General features: G+C 34.4%; 13 protein-coding genes. 8 read left to right on the top strand and 5 right to left on the bottom strand.

Going from position 1 to position 19,007, the window contains the following annotated elements:
- Positions 1–55: 55 nt before the first annotated feature.
- The gene (locus tag BLV91_RS04815; RefSeq protein ID WP_091430252.1) at positions 56–1,327 is read right to left on the bottom strand and encodes a RagB/SusD family nutrient uptake outer membrane protein; all 1,272 of its coding nucleotides are present in this window, start codon (positions 1,325–1,327) and stop codon (positions 56–58) included.
- Positions 1,328–1,338: 11 nt separating this feature from the next.
- Positions 1,339–4,398: a SusC/RagA family TonB-linked outer membrane protein gene (locus tag BLV91_RS04810; protein WP_091430250.1), complete on the bottom strand. Its 3,060-nt coding sequence runs from the start codon at positions 4,396–4,398 to the stop codon at positions 1,339–1,341.
- Positions 4,399–4,608: 210 nt separating this feature from the next.
- Between BLV91_RS04810 and BLV91_RS04805 the strand changes: the two genes are divergently transcribed.
- The 5 genes from BLV91_RS04805 (at position 4,609) to BLV91_RS04785 (ending at position 13,458) form a co-directional block, all read left to right on the top strand.
- Complete coding sequence (locus BLV91_RS04805; protein ID WP_091430247.1) at positions 4,609–5,358, top strand: DeoR/GlpR family DNA-binding transcription regulator; 750 nt, start codon at positions 4,609–4,611, stop codon at positions 5,356–5,358.
- A 115-nt stretch (positions 5,359–5,473) separates the two neighbouring features.
- Positions 5,474–7,399, top strand: coding sequence for a glucosamine-6-phosphate deaminase (gene nagB / locus BLV91_RS04800; RefSeq protein WP_091430245.1), 1,926 nt, complete (start codon positions 5,474–5,476; stop codon positions 7,397–7,399).
- Between the two features lie 135 nt (positions 7,400–7,534).
- Positions 7,535–10,450, top strand: coding sequence for an FAD-binding and (Fe-S)-binding domain-containing protein (locus BLV91_RS04795; protein WP_091430242.1), 2,916 nt, complete (start codon positions 7,535–7,537; stop codon positions 10,448–10,450).
- Between the two features lie 299 nt (positions 10,451–10,749).
- Entirely contained in the window at positions 10,750–12,714 is a 1,965-nt protein-coding gene (locus tag BLV91_RS04790; protein WP_091430234.1) for an amino acid permease, read from the top strand.
- Positions 12,715–12,930: 216 nt separating this feature from the next.
- The gene (locus tag BLV91_RS04785) at positions 12,931–13,458 is read left to right on the top strand and encodes a PaaI family thioesterase (RefSeq protein ID WP_091430232.1); all 528 of its coding nucleotides are present in this window, start codon (positions 12,931–12,933) and stop codon (positions 13,456–13,458) included.
- A gap of 76 nt (positions 13,459–13,534) precedes the next feature.
- Here the strand turns inward: BLV91_RS04785 and BLV91_RS04780 are convergent, their stop codons facing one another.
- Together BLV91_RS04780 and BLV91_RS04775 are read right to left on the bottom strand one after the other, a co-directional pair.
- Positions 13,535–14,734 (bottom strand): aminotransferase class I/II-fold pyridoxal phosphate-dependent enzyme, encoded by a 1,200-nt coding sequence (locus tag BLV91_RS04780; protein WP_091430230.1) that lies wholly within the window; start codon positions 14,732–14,734, stop codon positions 13,535–13,537.
- 22 nt (positions 14,735–14,756) lie between these two features.
- Positions 14,757–15,389: a MarC family protein gene (locus BLV91_RS04775; protein ID WP_091430228.1), complete on the bottom strand. Its 633-nt coding sequence runs from the start codon at positions 15,387–15,389 to the stop codon at positions 14,757–14,759.
- Between the two features lie 158 nt (positions 15,390–15,547).
- Here BLV91_RS04775 and BLV91_RS04770 point away from each other — a divergent pair, with 158 nt between their 5' ends.
- The 3 genes from BLV91_RS04770 (at position 15,548) to BLV91_RS04760 (ending at position 18,398) form a co-directional block, all read left to right on the top strand.
- Entirely contained in the window at positions 15,548–16,006 is a 459-nt protein-coding gene (locus BLV91_RS04770; RefSeq protein WP_091430226.1) for an Lrp/AsnC family transcriptional regulator, read from the top strand.
- Between the two features lie 307 nt (positions 16,007–16,313).
- On the top strand, positions 16,314–17,717 hold the full coding sequence (gene lpdA / locus BLV91_RS04765) for a dihydrolipoyl dehydrogenase (protein WP_091430323.1): 1,404 nt from the start codon (positions 16,314–16,316) through the stop codon (positions 17,715–17,717).
- A 144-nt stretch (positions 17,718–17,861) separates the two neighbouring features.
- Positions 17,862–18,398 carry a lipocalin family protein gene (locus BLV91_RS04760; protein WP_091430224.1) on the top strand — a complete coding sequence of 179 codons (537 nt, stop codon included), beginning with the start codon at positions 17,862–17,864 and terminating at the stop codon, positions 18,396–18,398.
- A gap of 87 nt (positions 18,399–18,485) precedes the next feature.
- Here BLV91_RS04760 and BLV91_RS04755 read toward each other — a convergent pair whose 3' ends face one another.
- On the bottom strand, positions 18,486–18,863 hold the full coding sequence (locus BLV91_RS04755; protein ID WP_091430222.1) for a DoxX family membrane protein: 378 nt from the start codon (positions 18,861–18,863) through the stop codon (positions 18,486–18,488).
- Positions 18,864–19,007: the final 144 nt, after the last annotated feature.

Genomic DNA, 19,007 nt, shown 5'->3' with positions numbered 1-19,007 from the left:
AATTGTAAAAAAACGAGGCCAAAAAATTAATAGCCTCGTTTTAAATAGAACAGTTTTAATTAACTGGGTCTGTAGGTGTATTTGGGTTATTGAACCTTTCTGAATCAGGATAAGGATACCAATTTCTATTTCTTTCAGTTGCTGAACGACCAAAACGTCTACTATCTTCTAACTTTAAACCCGTCATGTATAACTCAATACAACGGTTTCTGTAGATTTCAGTTAGAAGGCTTGCTTGATCTAATGATCCTGAATATGCAGGTAAATTTGCAGCAATACCATACACGTCATTTGCTGTTGTTTTCGTCAGAACTTTGTCCAGTTCTATTTTTGATTCTGCAAGCATGTTAGGAGTTTTTCTAGCATAGGCTTCCGCTTTAATTAGTATAATTTCGCCAGGTAAGAACACTGGAATTGCTTTTGTATTTGAATTATAGAAACCAGCAGCAGTGGTAGGATTAGATCCTGACGTAATATAAAAGTCAATTCGACCATCAGTAGGAACAGGCGCTAGGGCAGAAGGAAGGCCAAAAGTTCTGCTTATTGGCTGAAAAACATTGTTGGTCAATATTGAATTAAAAGCGATAGGATTGTTACTTACAGCATCATAATAAAAGGTTGATTTAGAAGCTAAATCAACTAAGTTAGCATGTTCCAGAGCTTTATTATAATCACCTAACATTAGGTAAAATCTGGATAGTAGAGCGTTAACTGTATTTTTATATTTTATGCTTGATGCTAAGCCAGTAAAACCATTTGCATTAGTAGCTAGGTAAGGTTCAGTAGCTTTTAGCGTCGCGATTACTTCAGTCAAAACTTCAGCTCTTGAATTGAATGGAGCATTTTTCATTGTTTTTAAAGGGATACTTTCGTAAAATTGGATAAGGGTTCCCAAGGCCATTGCTTTAAAAATAGAAGCATGAGTAAAAACGCTTCCTTTTTCATTTTCAACAGTCATCACGTTGATGTTATCGATTATTTTTTGTGACTCGGACTTAATTACTAAACATTGTGACCAAAGATTGTTTGTAAGCCCATTTTTGGATGTTAAAGAGACACCGCCGATAGATAATTCTCCTTCATCGGCATTACCAGCATTAATTAAACGCAATTCATTTGTAGTGAAACCATTTGCAGTTATTACAGTGTACATTGGACTTAACCTACTAGTACTCCATAATTGTTGCAAACCATTTGCAGCACCAATAAGGCCATCTCTACTGGTTAATACACCTTCCTCAGATGGTTTTGTAGGATCTAAAAATTCTTCGTTGCAAGACGTAAATAAAAAACTTGCAACTAGTATGGATATAAATATTTTTTTCATGTTTTTTTATATTAAAATTGGAATTTTAATGCTAAAGAGAATGATCTAGGAATAGGGACTGTCCCAAAATTATATTTTGCTACTGATGATTGACCACCAGAATTTGTTTCAGGATCAAAGCTTGTAAATTTATCCCATGAAAATAAATTTCTACCGCTTGCATTGATAGTTAAGTCATCAAAAAAGCTATTTAACTTTCCAAAGGAATAACTTAAAGACACTTCTCTTAGCTTTATATAATTACCGTCAACAACTCTAAACTCTTCAATACCATATATTGACCATATATATCCTCTAGGTAGTTCACCGTTAAGTTCTTTTTCAACTAACTCACCATTTCCAACTCCCTGTCTTGTTCTGTAATCTGCATCAAAAACATCAACACCTTGTACTCCATCAAATAAAATTGACATACCAAATTTTTTGTAATTTAAATTTGCTCCAAAAGAGATGATGTAATCAGGGTTAGGATTCCCGATTTGTTTGTTTAAAATAGTTCCTGTAGGTTGACCAGAGGCGTCTCTTAATGCGGTTCCAGTTGCTGAATCTCCTTTTTCAACTTGTGGATAGCCATTTGCTGTTAATAACAAAGTGCCATCTGTGTTTCTTGCATAGTAAGTTCCGTAATAAATACCGATAGGCTGTCCTTTTTCCACAAAAACTGGAGCTCCAGAAGGATTACTGTCTAGCTTAAATCTTTGCTGTGGCAAACCAGTGACTTTGTTTCTATTACTACTATAATTCACGTAAAAATCTAGATTAAAATCTTCTTTTTTAATTACATCGTAGCGCAATCCAATTTCCACACCTTTGTTATTCATTTGACCAATATTTTGGATTGTATTAGTTGATCCTGTTGAACTCGCAAGTTCTACTGGTAACAATAAATCTTTTATATCAGCATTGTAGTAACTAAAAGATAAGTTAACACGATCTTTTAAGATTCCTAGATCTGCTCCAACTTCATATGTTGAACTTTTTTCAGGTCTTAGATCTAAATTTCCTTTTTTGAAGCCTTCAAGAGTGAATGAAGTGTTTCCCACAAGGTTTCCTGTAGAATAATTTGTAAACCTTGCATAAGGAGTTATTGCTGTTAAGCTTCCTGACTCTCCCCATGAACCACGTAAACGTGCGGAGCTTATTGGAGAATTGTCCATGAATTTCTCATCAGATAATACATAACTAGCGCTAACTTTTGGATAAAATTGAGAACGATTTTCCTTTGAAAAAACAGTTGAGGCATCTTGTCTTCCAGCAATTGTCACGAAAAACTTGTTGTTAAATCCAATTGTTTCTTGTAAATAGAATCCCCATAGGTTGTATTTCGATTGACCAGCACTTGGAGATCCTGGAAGTAAAGTGTTAAAAGCATTGATTGTTTGTACAAATGGTTTTAAGTCTCGTCCTTCAATTGCAAAGAGTTCGTCTCGGTAAGACTGAACGTTATAACCGGCAAACGAAGTTAACTTTACTTTTTTATTGATATTCCAAAGGTATCTTAAGTTCAAATCGTTGTTAAATTGTACAACTCTGTTAGTTGCTTCAGAAACATAACCATCATTGAAATAAGTTCCATTAACTGGGGAATACGGGTATCTAGGTATAAAAACGGTACCTTTTTGATTATAGTTGTCTAGACCAAAAATAAAATCAGCGTTAAAATTTTCAAATGGCTTAAAATTTAACTGAATATCAGAAATCATACGATCAGTTTTCTGTGTGATTTTGAAAGTTTCAATTACAGACAAAGGATTAACTCGATTGGGATCTACAGCTAATAAATCTCCATTAGAATTTCTTTGATTAATATCGTAAATATTGTTTGTTATTGTAATAGAGTTGATAGGACTCCAAAATACGTTACCATCCGGTTTTTCATTAGAGTTAGAAGTGATATAATTTAAACCTACAGAAGCAGTTAATTTACTATTAAACTCATGTTGTATTTTTAATTTTGCCCCCAATCGGTTGTAATCAGTATTCTTAATAATACCTTCATTTTTCAAATAACCGATAGAAGAAAAATATTTTGTCTTATCGTCGCCGCCTCGTAATGAAAAGTAGGTGTCGTGTCCTATTCCAGTTACAAATACATCATCTTGGTAGTCATATCTTTCAATTCCAGAAATGGTTTGTGTTTCTAAATTTCTACCCGCTACTAATACAGTTGTAGGACTTGCAGGCTGTCCTTGTATTGGGAATAAAGCTGGAGATGAGTTGACGAATTGTTTGTCTGACTGATTAACGTAGACTTTTTTGCGTAAAGAGTTTGTGGTTAAGCTTGTAGAGAAAGTATATTTTGTATCACCTGATCTACCTTTTTTAGTAGTGATTAATATCACTCCATTTGCTGCACGAGAACCATATATTGCAGCTGCAGCACCACCATTTAATACTTCAATTGTCTCAATGTCATTTGGGTTGATATCTGAAGATCTATTTTGTCCAATTTGTAGATTAGAGTTTCCTTTACTTACGTTTAGATTTGTAAGGTTGGTGGATGCATTATTTAAAACCACACCATCAATAACGTATAAAGGGTCAGATGAACCTAGTATCGATGAAGTTCCTCTAAGCTTTATACTAAAACCTCCGGCAGGATCACCTGAGTTTTGGGAGACCTGAGCACCAGCAATTTTACCTTGTAAAGCTGAAGAAATGTCAACAGGTTTAGCACGGTTCAAACCTTCTGCTTTTATACTAGTTACAGAATTACCTAGTTCCTTTCTAGTAACACGGACTGTTGAACCAAGTACAACTACTTCATCTAAAGAATTTAATTCTTCAGATAAATTAGCGTTAATGATATTGGATTTTTCTGAGGTTTTAATTTCAGAACTTAAAAAACCAATGTAACTAAAAACAAGTAAATCTGTTGGTTCTGCTACGATGGAGTATTTACCATCAAAATCAGTAACACTACTTTTAGTAGTACCTTTAATAAGAACTGTAACTCCGGGAATAGGAATACCATCCGCTTTGTTTTTTACAGTTCCAGTAATTGTTTTTGTCTGTGCAAAAGCACTTTGAACCAACAAAAACAATAATGAAATCAGGAATAATTTTTTCATAATTATTTGGTTTATTTTAAGGTTAGTACACAAATATATTTATTTACTGCAAATAATTGCAATTTTTTTCGAATTTTTTTCGTTTTTTAGTTGAAAACCGCAACATAATGCAATTTTTAATACTAATTTAAAATAGGGTATTGATTATATAGCTACTTTTTAAACGATTTTATTTAATACATTTGTCATCTATCAATTTATTTTATCAATATGTTAAAAGCAGAAAGGCGCAATTTTATATTAACCAAGCTGGTTAAGGAACAACGTGTTAACACTATTGAATTAGCCGAGGTTTTAGGTCTTTCCGAAGATACTATTCGTAGGGATTTGAATAAGTTGCATGAAAAAGGACTTCTTGAAAAAGTATATGGAGGTGCTATTCCCGTTAAGGATAATGATAAAAATGTTTTTGACATCGTTATTTCTAACGAAAAAAAGAAAAGAGAAATTGGTCTTAAGGCTCTTTCTTTGCTGCATGATGGTCAGGTGATTATTATGAGTGGAGGAACGACAAATTTGGTTTTTTCTAAGTTAATTCCGCCTTTGTTGAAAGCAACTATATATACTTATAGTTTGCCTATTGCAATGCAATTGTCTCAATATCAAAATATTGATTTGATATTTATTGGAGGAAAAATGCAAAAGAATGCAATGGTTACTATTGGTATGGATGTGTTACAGGTTTTGTCAAAAATTAAGGCCGACATCTGTTTTATGGGAGCTAGTAGCGTTAATGTTAAACAAGGACTGACAGAAGTGGGTTACGAAGTTTCTATTGTGAAGAAAGCAATGCTGGAAGCATCGGATAAAGTGGTTTCCATGTTTACAGCTGATAAACTAAATAGTAAAACACCTCATGTAGTTTGCAGTATTGATCGGTTAAGCACTATTATAACTGATTTAAATCCAAAGGATAAGATTTTAGAAGAGTATCACGCGGCCGGAGTTACTGTACTTTAACTGCATTATGTTGCGTTATTTGATTATTTTTATGTTAAATAACGCATTTAACTGCGATGTTGTGTTCTAATTTTTTAAGTTTGTTGTATTAACTACCTTAAATTACATAATAATTATGAATGTAACTCGCAACCTAAGCTATGTAGCACCTGGAAAGTACGAAACAACACGATTTGAGAAAATCCATAGTGTGATTTTTAAAAACTCGGTAGAAGCTTCAAAAATAGTTGCTCAGGAAATAGCAACGCTCATACAATCTAAACAAGCAGAAAACCAAAAATGTATTTTAGGTTTGGCGACGGGTTCTTCTCCCATTCGTGTATATGCTGAATTAGTACGTCTTCATAAAGAAGAAGGCTTGAGCTTTAGCAATGTGATTACTTTTAATTTGGATGAGTACTATCCAATGACAAAAGAAAATAATCAGAGCTATCATTATTTTATGCACGAGCATCTGTTTAATCACATCGATATAAAACCAGAAAATATTAATATTCCTGATGGTACTGTCGCAATTGAAGATTTAAATCAATATTGTGTTGATTATGAATTGAAAATAAAAAATGCTGGTGGTCTTGATTTTCAACTATTGGGGATTGGACGTACAGGACATGTTGGTTTTAACGAACCAGGTTCTCATGTTAATTCAGGAACTCGTTTAATTACACTGGACCATATTACAAAAGTAGATGCTTCATCAGACTTTAACGGAATTAGTAATGTTCCTAAAAGAGCCATTACAATGGGAGTTTCTACTATTTTGAGATCCAAGCGAATTGTTTTATTGGCTTGGGGCCAAAATAAAGCGGATATTATCAAAAGAACAATCCAAGGTGATATCAGTGCCGAAATCCCTGCTACTTTTTTACAAAATCATGACAATACTACTTTTGTTTTAGATCAATCTGCTGCTTCTGAGTTAACCCGCCTTAAAACTCCTTGGCTGGTTGAGGAATGTGTGTGGACAGAAGAATTAAAGAGTAAAGCAATTGTGTGGCTGTGCAAAAAAACAAAACAGTCTATATTAAAACTTACTGATAGAGATTATAACAATAATGGAATGTCAGATTTGTTAGCACAGGAAGGTTCTGCCTATGATATGAATATTAATATGTTCAATAAATTACAACATACCATTACAGGATGGCCAGGTGGAAAACCAAATACAGATGATAGTAATAGACCTGAGAGAGCTGAGCCTGCAAGGAAGAATGTGATTTTATTTAGTCCTCACCCTGATGATGATGTGATTTCAATGGGAGGAACTTTTTCTAAATTGATTAAACAAGGACATAATGTTCATGTGGTGTATCAAACTTCAGGTAATATTGCGGTTACTGATGATGAGGCTTTAAAATTTGCCGAGGTTTGTAATGACTTCATTGGCGAAGAAACATCTAAAATAGATTTTAAAGAAGTGATTCATTTTTTGAATAACAAAAAAGAGAACCAAATTGACTCTGTTGAAGTTCGAAAATTAAAAGGACTGATCAGAAGAAGAGAATCCTATGCAGCAACACGATATATTGGATTAAAAGATGAGAACATTCATTTTTTAGATCTTCCTTTTTATGAAACAGGACAAATCAAGAAAAATCCATTGGGACCTGACGATATTACAATTGTAATGGATATTATCGAAAAAATAAAGCCACACCAAGTATTTGCTGCTGGAGATTTAGCTGATCCTCACGGAACGCATGAGGTTTGTTTAAATGCTATTTTTGCTGCTATGTCAGTCTTGAAAGGAAAACTATTTTTATCTGATTGCTGGTTGTGGTTATATAGAGGAGCTTGGCATGAATGGGATATTGACGAAATTGATATGGCAGTACCCCTAAGTCCAGACGAAGTATTGCTAAAAAGGCATGCTATCTTATTCCATCAATCTCAAAAAGATAGAGTAATGTTTCAAGGAAGTGACTCTAGAGAATTCTGGGTTAGAGCTGAAGACCGCAATAAGAATACCGCTAAGATCTACGATGATTTAGGTCTTGCTGAATATGAAGCAATTGAAGCTTTTAAACGTTTTGATTATTAAAAACAGATTAAAAACAGAATGGAGCTCGCTAAAATGTAAAAGCACGCTACTTATTACATTTTAGTGAAGCCGTTCTATTAATTATAATGTACTATCTTTTATATTTGTGAAAACAAAAGCAATATACTTTACCCCATGTCAACCCCACTTCCACTAAAGCAATTATCAGAATCGTTAGAGGGAACCCTTTTACACGATACACTTAATAAAATTTTATATGCTACTGACGCTTCGGCATACCGAATAATGCCAGAGGCTGTGGCTTTACCTAAAACTACCGAAGATATTGTAAAATTGGTGCGTTTTGCGCGCGAGCATAAAATTTCTTTAACACCAAGGACGGCTGGAACTTCATTAGCTGGACAAACTGTAGGTAGTGGGATTATTGTGGATGTTTCCAAGCACTTTACTAAGATAGTCTCTTTTGATAATGAGAAAAAAACAATAACAGTACAACCTGGAGTAATCCGTGATGAATTGAACTTATATTTAAAACCTTACGGATTATTTTTCGGCCCAAATACTTCTACTTCGAGCCGTTGTATGATAGGTGGGATGGTTGGGAATAATTCATCAGGGACCACATCGATTCGTTATGGTGTGACACGGGATAAAATTGTGGAGATAAAAGCTGTTTTAAGTGATGGTTCCCAAGTCGTTTTTGGCGAATTAACTTCGGCGGAGTTTGTTGAGAAGACAAAAGGAGATTCTTTAGAAAGTGCTATTTATAGAAAATTATACGAAGAGTTATCTGTAGTGGCAACACAAGAAGAGATTAAAAACGAGTTTCCAAAACCTGAAATCCACCGCAGAAATACAGGCTATGCTGTAGATATATTATTGAAATCAGATTTGTTTTCTGGAACTGAACCTATAATAAATGTGGGGAAATTACTTTGTGGAAGCGAAGGAACGCTTGCTTTTACAACCGAAGTTACTCTGAAGGTAGATGTTTTACCTCCAACAAATAATGTAATGGTGGTAGCTCATTTTCATACTATTCAAGAAAGTTTAGAAGCAGTAGTTACCGCAATGAAACATCATTTGTACACCTGTGAAATGATGGATGACACCATTTTAAACTGTACCAAAACTAATAGGGAACAAGCCAAAAATCGATTTTTTATTCAAGGAGATCCAAAAGCTGTCATCATGATGGAAGTGGGGTCTTATGTAAGCATGGAAGATGCTGAGGAGCAGGCTAATGCTTTAATTGCTGATCTTGAGCTGCATAATTTTGGCTATGCATTGCCTAAAATTTATGGAAGCGATATTGATAAAATAAACGAGTTACGTAAAGCAGGTTTGGGACTTTTAGGAAGTATTGTAGGCGATGACAAAGCAGCCGATTCTATTGAAGATACGGCGGTTGAGCTGAGTGATTTACCTAATTATATTGCCGACTTTTCAGCAATGATGAAAAAGCATGGCCAAGATGCTATTTATTATGCGCACGCAGGAGCAGGTGAAATTCATTTGCGCCCAGTGTTGAATTTAAAGACAAAAGAAGGTGTTTACCAATTTAGAAATATTGCTACCGAAGTGGCTGTTTTGGTAAAAAAGTATAGAGGTTCGTTAAGTGGGGAACATGGTGACGGAATAGTGCGAGGAGAGTTTCTTCCGTTTATGATTGGAGATAAAAACTATGAATTGCTAAAGCGCATCAAATTGGCTTTCGACCCGTATTCGGTTTTGAATATGGGGAAAATTGTCAATGCCTTAAAAATGGATGAAAATCTTCGTTTTGAACCAGGAAGAGAAGAGCCAGAAATTCAAACGATTCAGGATTTCTCTGATAGCATGGGTATTTTAAGATTGGCTGAAAAATGCAACGGTTCTGGTGATTGTAGAAAACCAGCATCAGCAGGAGGAACCTTATGTCCGAGTTATCGTGCTACGAAAAATGAAAAAGATACCACTCGTGCGCGTGCTAACGCATTACGAGAATATCTAACGAATTCTGAGAAAGACAATAAATTCAATCATAAAGAATTATACGAAGTATTTGAGCTTTGTGTTAGTTGTAAAGCTTGTGCCAGTGAATGCCCCAGTAATGTAGATGTGGCGGCATTAAAATCAGAGTTTTTATACCAATACCAAAAAACAAACGGTTATTCGCTTCGAAATAAGATTTTTGCTAATAATGCCAAACTGAATAAGTTGGGAAGTGTTTTTCCGTCACTGACTAATTTTATGGTCAATCAGCCTTTGGTCAAAAAAGGAATGGGTGTAGCACCTAAAAGAGAAGTGCCTTTACTGGCTCCGAAATCTTTTAGAAAATGGTTAGAAAACAATAAGTCAAAAAAAACAACTGCTTTATTTCCTAACGGAAAATTGTATTTGTTTTGTGATGAGTTTACTAATTACTACGATGTTCAGGTAGGAATTGATGCTTATGAATTATTGACACAATTAGGTTACGAAGTTCTTGTAGTTGATCATGAAGAAAGTAGCAGAGCTTATATTTCTAAAGGTTTTCTGGAAGAAGCGAAAGTAATAGCTAATAAAAACGTTTCGATTTTCGCCACTATTGTATCTGCTGAAATACCATTAATTGGAATTGAACCTTCGGCAATTTTGACTTTTAGAGACGAATACCTGCGTCTCGCTGATGATAAAATAGCAGCCGAAAAATTGTCTAAAAACTGTCTGACTATTGAAGAATTTTTCAAAAGAGAAATTGAAAGTGCAAAAATAAATGCAGATCAGTTTTCGAATGAAGGAAAACAAATAAAAATTCATGGTCATTGCCATCAGAAATCATTGAGTACTATTGAAGCAACTTTTGCCATGTTGAATGTTCCTGAAAACAACAAAGTGACCATTTACAATTCAGGTTGTTGCGGTATGGCAGGTTCTTTTGGTTACGAAGCGGAACATTATGACATTAGTATGCAAATGGGGGAAGATACTTTATTCCCGAAAATTAGATCGACAGAGGCAAATATTGCTATTGCTGCTGCCGGAACTAGTTGTCGCCATCAAATTTTTGACGGTACCAGCAGAAAAGCACTACACCCAGTAACTATTTTGAAAAATTGTTTGAAATAAGAGGATTTTGAGGGCTGTTTGTAACTCCAAATTGAGAATTAATTAGGGCCTATTTTAACCGCTTGGCTTTAATTGTGATTTTTTAGTTTTGGATGTCTTTTTTAATTTCAATATTAACTTTTAAAATATCGTGTAATTAACAATTTGACTTTTATATTTAAAATAATAAAAATTTAGTACCAAATATCGATAAATTGAATTTGTTTTATACATTTGATTTTTAAATAAAGCTTGCGTTATTTCTAAGATAATGGCATATTATTTACGGTATATTAATTTTTAATACGAAATTATAAAGTATGGCATTTTCAAGTTTGTTTAGAAAAAAAACGGTGCAAGATATCTTGGCACAGGTCGAAAAGAATAATACCGACGGGCACAATTCATTAGGAAAACATCTTAAAGCAAGAGATTTGGCCGCTTTTGGTATTGCCGCCATAATTGGTGCTGGTATTTTTAGTACTATTGGAAAAGCAAGTTTTGACGGAGGTCCGGCAGTTATATTCCTTTTCTTGTTCACTGCCATTGCCTGTAGTTTTGCCGCTTTTGCTTATGCTGAATTTGCTTCTATGGTTCCCGTTTCTGGGAGTGCGTATACCTATTCTTATGTCGCCTTCGGGGAATTGATAGCTTGGATAATTGGTTGGGCATTAATAATGGAATACGCAATCGGGAATATTACGGTTGCCATATCCTGGAGTGATTACTTTACGAGTCTGATGGACAATATCATTAATAGCCTCAATCACACCTATCATTGGCATTTGGAAATACTGGCTGATTGGGTTCAAATGGACTATTTAACGGCTTCAAACGGCTTTAGAGATGCGACAGCTTTAATGCAGGGAGGAAAGTCTTTTGAGAATTTAAATTTAGGACTACAAGCAGCTTATAGAGCATGGACAACTGCGCCAACAATAGGTTCATTTCATTTCGTCGCTGATTTACCGGCTTTATTCATCATCATTTTGATTACCGCCTTAGTATATCGTGGAATGAAAGAATCTCGTAATGCTAGTAATATGATGGTAATCGTGAAACTCTGTATTATTTTATTGGTGATTGCAGTAGGTGCTTTCTATATTGATATTGATAATTGGACTCCTTTTGCTCCAAATGGAGTGAGTGGTGTATTAAAAGGAGTTTCGGCTGTTTTCTTTGCTTATATTGGTTTTGATGCCATATCTACCACAGCTGAGGAATGTGAAAACCCACAACGGGATTTACCAAAAGGAATGATGTGGGCTATTATTATTTGTACTGTTTTGTACATAATAATCGCTTTAGTATTAACAGGAATGGTTAGTTATGCTGATTTGAATGTTGGTGATCCTTTGTTGTTTGTTTTCGAAAAGTTAGATTTAAAAATCATGTCAGCTATTATTGGAGTAAGTGCCGTGATAGCTATGGCAAGTGTATTGTTAGTTTTCCAAATGGGACAACCGCGTATCTGGATGAGTATGAGTCGCGATGGTTTGTTACCCAAAAAATTCTCTAGAGTGCACCCAAAATATAAAACACCTTCATACGCAACAGTTGTTACCGGCTTTGTGGTAGCGATTCCTGCATTGTTTTTAAACCTGACGATGGTGACTGATTTGTGTAGTATAGGTACTTTATTTGCCTTCGTATTGGTTTGCGCCGGAGTCTTGGTATTACAAAACAAGAAGGATATTCCAAGAGGAAAATTCAAGACGCCTTATGTAAATTCAAAATATATTGTTCCGTTCATGCTGGCCGCAGGTTTGTTTTATGCTTTTAATTATAATAATAAAGCATCTATGGATTTTATCACTAACGCCACACAAATAAATAATGCTACGGACATTATTACGGCATTGAATAAGGAAGAATCAAAAAAAGTATACGATTATTTAGTAAGTATTGATACTGAAAATAAAACAACTGAGACTCCTGATTTGGAGAATCTATTGAGCCAGTACCAAAAGGATGACGCCAAATATGCTTCAGTTGTTACCGGTTTACCAATAAACAATGAGTTGAAATACGAAAGCGGTTTTAGTCTTTTTAAACATAAAATACCTATGTGGATCTTTCTAATATCATTGATAGGATTGACTATTTGGTCGTTCAAGGAAAATTTATCTTTAATTCCATTATTGGGGTTAGTAAGTTGCTTGTATATGATGGCGGAATTGAGCGTATGGAACTGGATTTATTTTACAGCTTGGTTACTTATAGGACTTACGATTTACTTTGGCTTCAGCCGAAAAAACAGTAAGTTGAATATGATAGAAGTTTAAACCACAGCCTTTAATTAAATTATAAAAACGTCTTGTCAATTACAAGGCGTTTTTTGTTTTTCATTTGTTTTAAGTAAAATAGGATAATAATCTAAGTTGTTTATATTTGATGGTAAGTATCGCTTAGATTGCCATTCATTTTTAGAACAGGACAATTCATTACTGTCTACAGTAGGCGCATCAGAATAAATAAAGGTTTATAAAAATAAATAATCAATGTCAGTATATAAAAAGTTAGCAGATATAGGATCTAAGTTTGTAGGGAAAAGCAAACTCTTTAAACATGGTTTTAACTATTCTCCTATGTATCGAAGGAGTACAGCTAAGATAATTGATATATCAGAGGATTTATTGAATGTAAGTGTTAAACTTCCTATCAGTTATAAAAACAAGAACTATGTAAACTCCATTTTTGGCGGTAGTATGTTTTCGGCAGTTGATCCAATTCCGATGGTTCAATTAATGAATCTTTTAGGCGATGACTTTGTGGTTTGGGACAAGTCGGCAGAAATATATTTTAAAAAGCCTGCTAAAGAAAATTTGTATGCTGAATTCAATTATACAGCCATAGAGGTAGAGGAAATCAAGAGTAGAGTGCAAACTGAAAACGAAATTGAAATCACTAAAATTACGACACTCACAAATATAGACCGTACTGTAATTTATTGTGAAGTTAGGAAAACAATATATGTAGCCGTTAAATCTTTCTACATTGAAAAAAAGAAATTAATAAACCGCCAGTAATCTTTTATAAAAATAAAAATCCGTTCAAGATTGCTCTCAAACGGATTTTAACCACATTAAAAACTAAAAAAAAAAATTATAGAATAGAAAGCTCTTTCATGCAGGCTTTCATCATTTCATACGTTCTCTTGATGTCATTGTCCAGTCCTATTGAAAAACGAATTAAACCGTCTGTCAGTCCCATTTCTGCTTGTTCCTCCATTGGAATTTCACTTGATGTTGAAGAGCCCGGAGCGCTAAACAATGTTTTATAAAATCCTAGACTTACTGCTAAGTATCCTAAATTTCGGGATTGCATCAGTTCCATTAGCGCATTGGCTTTCGCCAAAGAACCCACATCTACTGTCATCATTCCTCCAAAACCATATTCTGGGTTAATCATTGAAGCGTATAATTTGTGGCTTGGGTGACTTGCTAATCCTGGATAAACAGTCTTTAGACCGTCTTTTTCAAAATGTTCCGCAAGGTAAGCGGCGTTATGGCTGTGTTGTTTTATTCTGAGATGTAATGTGCGAAGGTTTTTCATCACACTGGCTGAACGCATACTATCCATTGTAGGTCCTAGTAACATACTAGCGCCACTGTTAACGTCTTTCAGTTGATTGATGAACTCTTGTGAAGCACAAGTAACTCCACCAACTGTATCGCTGCTTCCGTTGATGTATTTGGTTAGACTGTGAATCACAATGTCGGCACCAAATTTTACCGGAGAAACAGATAATGGTGAGAAGGTATTGTCAACAATCAATGTCAAATTGTGTTTTTTGGCAATTTTAGATAAACCAGCAATATCAGCCACTTCCAATAAAGGATTGCTCACTGTTTCACAATACAAAACTTTGGTGTCAGCGGTAATGGCAGCTTCTACGATATCTAATTTTGTAATGTCTACAAAGGCCGTTTTTATCCCAAATCGTGGGGCAAAGTTTTTTAGGAACGCATAAGTCCCACCATAGATTGTTCTACTAGAGACGATATGATCACCTGCACCGCACAATTGTAATAATGTAGGTGTAATAGCTCCCATTCCAGAAGCGGATACGTTTGCCGTTTCTGTTCCTTCCATCGCTGCTAGCGCTTTGTCTAGATACAAATTGCTGGGAGAAGAGTGGCGAGAGTATAAGTAACAACCTTCCATGTTTCCTTCAAAAGTATCGAACATGGTTTTCGCCGATAAAAAGGTATAAGTAGAAGAGTCGGAAATTGATGGGTTTACACCACCAAATTCACCAAAATACTGTAAGTCTTGAATGTTGTCTGCGGGATTAAATTTCATATTGGTTTGAGTTTTTTGATAATTATTTTATGATATCGAGTATAATTGGCTTTAAGCCACTAAAGAAAAACTCTACAGCAATAACCATTACTATTAGCCCCATCAATCGCATCATCACATTGATGCCGGTTTGGCCTATGAGTTTAATGATTTTTGTAGAGCTTAACAAAATGAGATAGGTTATGAAAACAATGACGGCGATAGTAACTAGTAGAATTATAATTTTGGTATAGGAATTGGCATCTTCCATTAAAACAATAGCATTAGTGATTGCACCTGGTCCACAAATCATAGGAATAGCTAATGGGGTAATCGAAATGTCATTGACATAGGTTTTAACCTCGTTTTTTTTGATTTTCACAGCGCTTAAACGAGCTTGAAGCATATCCATACCCATCATAAAAAAGATAACACCACCCACTACTTTAAAACTATTGACAGAAATTCCAAAAAATTTAAAAAGCAACTGACCAGATAATGCAAAACCAATTATGATAATAAAGGAAACTAAAGAAGCCTTTTTAGCAGTATGTTTTCTTTCCTGATCAGATAAGTCATTGGTCATGGTCAAAAAAATAGGCATGGTCCCTAATGGATTAATTAGGGTAAAGAAAGAGGTCAGACATAAAAGTCCAAAAGTGATTAATTCATCCATTGACAAAGCGTGATTTAATAGAGTAAAGTTCTATTATATAGTTTTTATTGTCAATGATGCAGTCTAAACTTAGATTTTTAATCTTAAAAAATGTGATGTTGTAGATTTTTTATCTATTTTTATTCAAAGTTTACGGATTTCACCAAAAAAACAACAATATGACATTGGACTCAATAGATAAAAAATTACTGCTGTTATTGCAAACCGATAGTAAAAAAACGACCAAGGAACTTTCTTTGAAACTAAATCTTTCGGTCACTGCGGTCTATGAACGCATAAAGAAACTGGAGCGAGAAGGAGTTATTGGTCAATATGTTGCCTTACTCAACAAATCGAAAGTAGATAAGGGTTTTGTCGTTTTTTGTCATTTAAAGCTTATTCAGCACTCTCAGGAATTTCTGACTAAGTTTGAAAGCGAAGTAGTTAAACTTTCGGAGGTGTTAGAATGCTTTCACGTAAGTGGTGATTATGATTATATTCTCAAAATAGTAGTAAAGGACATGGAAGCCTATAGAGAGTTTTTAGTAAGTAAGCTGACTACGTTGCAACACATAGGCAGTACTCAAAGTACCTTTATGATTAGCGAAGTTAAAAATACAACAGTTGTTCCTGTCTAGTAAATTAGTTGAAGAGGTATAACAAGCTCGGAATTATTTGCAATAAAGCAAGAACCATACTTCCGAGAATTATCACTAATTAAATTTCCATTTGTCTTTATCTTCGAAATTTTTCAAGATGAGGTAAATGTCCATTCTGTTTTTCATTCTTCGAGAAATCACACAAAAAAGCCTAAATAATATGTATTAATTAACGAATATTCATCGGATTCGCATTTTAAATTATTATTTTTGCATCAGAAAATTTTTGTTCTTGGTTTTCAACAAATCAGAAACAACAAACTATAAACACAAAATAAAATATACTATGAGTTCATTTGACGTAGTCATTATTGGTTCTGGTCCAGGAGGATATGTAGCAGCAATTCGTTGTGCGCAACTAGGTCTCAAAACAGCAATTATCGAAAAATATTCAACTCTTGGTGGAACTTGCCTAAATGTAGGTTGTATTCCTTCAAAAGCAATGTTGGCGTCTTCCCACCATTATGCTGAAATAGCGCATTTTGCAGATCATGGAATTGAAGTTTCTGGTGAAGTGAAAGTAAATTTGGAGAAAATGGTTGCTCGTAAACAAGCAGTTGTTGACCAAACTTCAGGTGGAGTTAAGTATTTGATGGACAAAAATAAAATTACCGTTCTAGAAGGTTTGGGTTCTTTTGTTGATGCAACTCATGTTGCTGTTGCAAAAGCAGACGGGACATCTGAAACTGTAGAAGCAAAAAACATCATTATTGCAACTGGTTCAAAACCATCTTCTTTGCCTTTTATCAAAATTGATAAAGAAAGAATTATTACTTCTACCGAAGCATTAAAATTAAAAGAAGTGCCTAAACACCTTGTTATTATTGGTGGTGGTGTAATTGGAATCGAATTAGGTCAAGTGTATTTACGTCTTGGAGCTCAGGTTTCAGTAGTGGAATATATGGACCGAATTATTCCAGGAATGGATGCTTCTTTGTCTAAAGAATTGACAAAAGTTTTAAAGAAACAAGGAATGAAGTTCTACGTTTCTCATAAAGTAAAATCTGTTGAAAGAAATGGTGATGGTGTAGTAGTTCAGGCAGATAATGCAAAAGGAGAAACTATTACGTTAGAAGGAGACTATTCATTAGTTTCTGTAGGGCGTCGTCCTTATACTGATGGATTAAATGCAGATAAAGCAGGTGTGAAAATCTCAGATAGAGGACAAGTAGAAGTAAATGATCATTTACAAACTAATGTTCCAAATATCTATGCAATTGGTGATGTAGTTCGTGGAGCGATGTTAGCTCACAAAGCGGAAGAAGAAGGAACTATGGTTGCTGAAATCTTAGCTGGACAAAAACCACATATTGATTATAACTTGATTCCAGGTGTTGTTTATACTTGGCCAGAAGTGGCTGCAGTAGGACAAACGGAAGAGCAGTTAAAAGCTTCTGGAGTAGAGTATAAAGTAGGAAGTTTTCCTTTCAAAGCATTAGGACGTGCTAGAGCAAGCGGAGATTTAGATGGTTTTGTGAAAATCCTTGCTGACGCAAAAACGGATGAGGTTCTTGGAGTTCACATGATTGGTGCAAGAACTGCCGATTTAATTGCTGAAGCAGTTGTTGCAATGGAATTCAAAGCATCTGCCGAAGATATTGCAAGAATGTCGCATGCGCATCCTACATTTGCAGAAGCAATAAAAGAAGCCGCATTAGCAGCTACTGAAAATAGAGCAATACACGTTTAGTGTTACATAATTTATACTAAGAAAACCGTCAAATTTTATTTGACGGTTTTTTTTTGGGACAAAAAAATAATTTTATAAGGTTCAGCTTGAATTATATAAATAATTAGTAGCGATTCGTTATTATCTTTGTTAAAAACAAAAAGGATGAAAAAGAGATACTTATTAGGTGGGTTAATTTTAGTAGGTGTTGTTCTTCTTAATTCCTGCTCAAGCAAAACCATTCCAGAAAAAGCAAAAGCAGTTGATCATTTCGATAAAGAAAAATATTTAGGTAAATGGTATGAAATTGCTAGGTTAGATTTTAAATATGAAAGAGGTTTAAATAATACTACTGCAGAATATTCCATCAAAGAGAATGGAATGATTAAAGTAGATAACAAAGGTTATGATTATAAAAAGCAGGAATGGAAGCAAAGTATTGGTAAAGCCAAGTTTGTAGGTGACGAAAAGATAGCAATGTTAAAAGTGTCTTTCTTTGGCCCTTTTTATGGGGGTTATAATGTTATTGCTATTGATAAAGACTATAAATACGCTTTGATTGCAGGAGGAAGCCTTGAATATTTATGGATTTTATCTCGAGAAACATCAATTCCAGAAGAAATTAAGGATGTTTATTTGAAAAAAGCACAAGATATTGGGTATAATACAGCCGACTTAATCTGGGTAGAACATGATAAATAATTTAAATTAAAATTCGATTTTTTACGCCAAAAAAGAAACCCGCTCATGTAGCGGGTTTCTTTTTTTGATATGTTCTTTTAAAAGGACTTAATCCATTTTAAACAGTCCTTTATAGTTTTCCCAGTGGGCAAATATTAACAATAAATTCCCTACAAATACAAATATGGCTAATGGTAGATTGTCTGGCGTTAAGAAATAGTTGATTAATAGAATATTTAGAGTTACAGGAAAAATAACAAGGTTTGCTAACGTTGTGAATTTTCCTGTAACAAATGATAATCCGCATAAAAACTCTATTGATTTTGCCAAAGGAAATAAATAAGTAGAGGCGACTAATCCAAGTTGGAAGGCTTTAAATTCCCCTGTAGAAGCCGGTTCTGGATTAAGATGAAAAAAGTAACTGACAGAGGTATAAAGAAACAAAAGACCGAGAAGGGTTCGAACAATAATGGTTGCGATTTTCATAGTATTTAGGTTTTATTGGTTAAACGACTAAAATGTGATATTCTGGAAATTCACTTTCATTCCTATTAAATAGTTCCCAATGCTACCCCTTTATTAGAAAAACTATGTATTCGATTTGGTATGTTGAAATGCTTTAGAGACAGC

The sequence above is a fragment of the Flavobacterium degerlachei genome (assembly GCF_900106645.1).
In the GTDB taxonomy this organism is placed as follows: Bacteria; Bacteroidota; Bacteroidia; order Flavobacteriales; family Flavobacteriaceae; genus Flavobacterium; species Flavobacterium degerlachei.
The sequence above is the reverse complement of the archived record's forward strand: the minus strand, read 5'-3'. Positions and strand labels throughout refer to the sequence as shown.

Bases quoted from the DNA above. Each gene is read 5' to 3' on its own strand.
- BLV91_RS04815 (WP_091430252.1), bottom strand. From the start codon at position 1,327: ATGAAAAAAATATTTATATCCATACTAGTTGCAAGTTTTTTATTTACG.
- BLV91_RS04810 (WP_091430250.1), bottom strand. From the start codon at position 4,398: ATGAAAAAATTATTCCTGATTTCATTATTGTTTTTGTTGGTTCAAAGT.
- BLV91_RS04805 (WP_091430247.1), top strand. From the start codon at position 4,609: ATGTTAAAAGCAGAAAGGCGCAATTTTATATTAACCAAGCTGGTTAAG.
- nagB (WP_091430245.1), top strand. From the start codon at position 5,474: ATGAATGTAACTCGCAACCTAAGCTATGTAGCACCTGGAAAGTACGAA.
- BLV91_RS04795 (WP_091430242.1), top strand. From the start codon at position 7,535: ATGTCAACCCCACTTCCACTAAAGCAATTATCAGAATCGTTAGAGGGA.
- BLV91_RS04790 (WP_091430234.1), top strand. From the start codon at position 10,750: ATGGCATTTTCAAGTTTGTTTAGAAAAAAAACGGTGCAAGATATCTTG.
- BLV91_RS04785 (WP_091430232.1), top strand. From the start codon at position 12,931: ATGTCAGTATATAAAAAGTTAGCAGATATAGGATCTAAGTTTGTAGGG.
- BLV91_RS04780 (WP_091430230.1), bottom strand. From the start codon at position 14,734: ATGAAATTTAATCCCGCAGACAACATTCAAGACTTACAGTATTTTGGT.
- BLV91_RS04775 (WP_091430228.1), bottom strand. From the start codon at position 15,389: ATGGATGAATTAATCACTTTTGGACTTTTATGTCTGACCTCTTTCTTT.
- BLV91_RS04770 (WP_091430226.1), top strand. From the start codon at position 15,548: ATGACATTGGACTCAATAGATAAAAAATTACTGCTGTTATTGCAAACC.
- lpdA (WP_091430323.1), top strand. From the start codon at position 16,314: ATGAGTTCATTTGACGTAGTCATTATTGGTTCTGGTCCAGGAGGATAT.
- BLV91_RS04760 (WP_091430224.1), top strand. From the start codon at position 17,862: ATGAAAAAGAGATACTTATTAGGTGGGTTAATTTTAGTAGGTGTTGTT.
- BLV91_RS04755 (WP_091430222.1), bottom strand. From the start codon at position 18,863: ATGAAAATCGCAACCATTATTGTTCGAACCCTTCTCGGTCTTTTGTTT.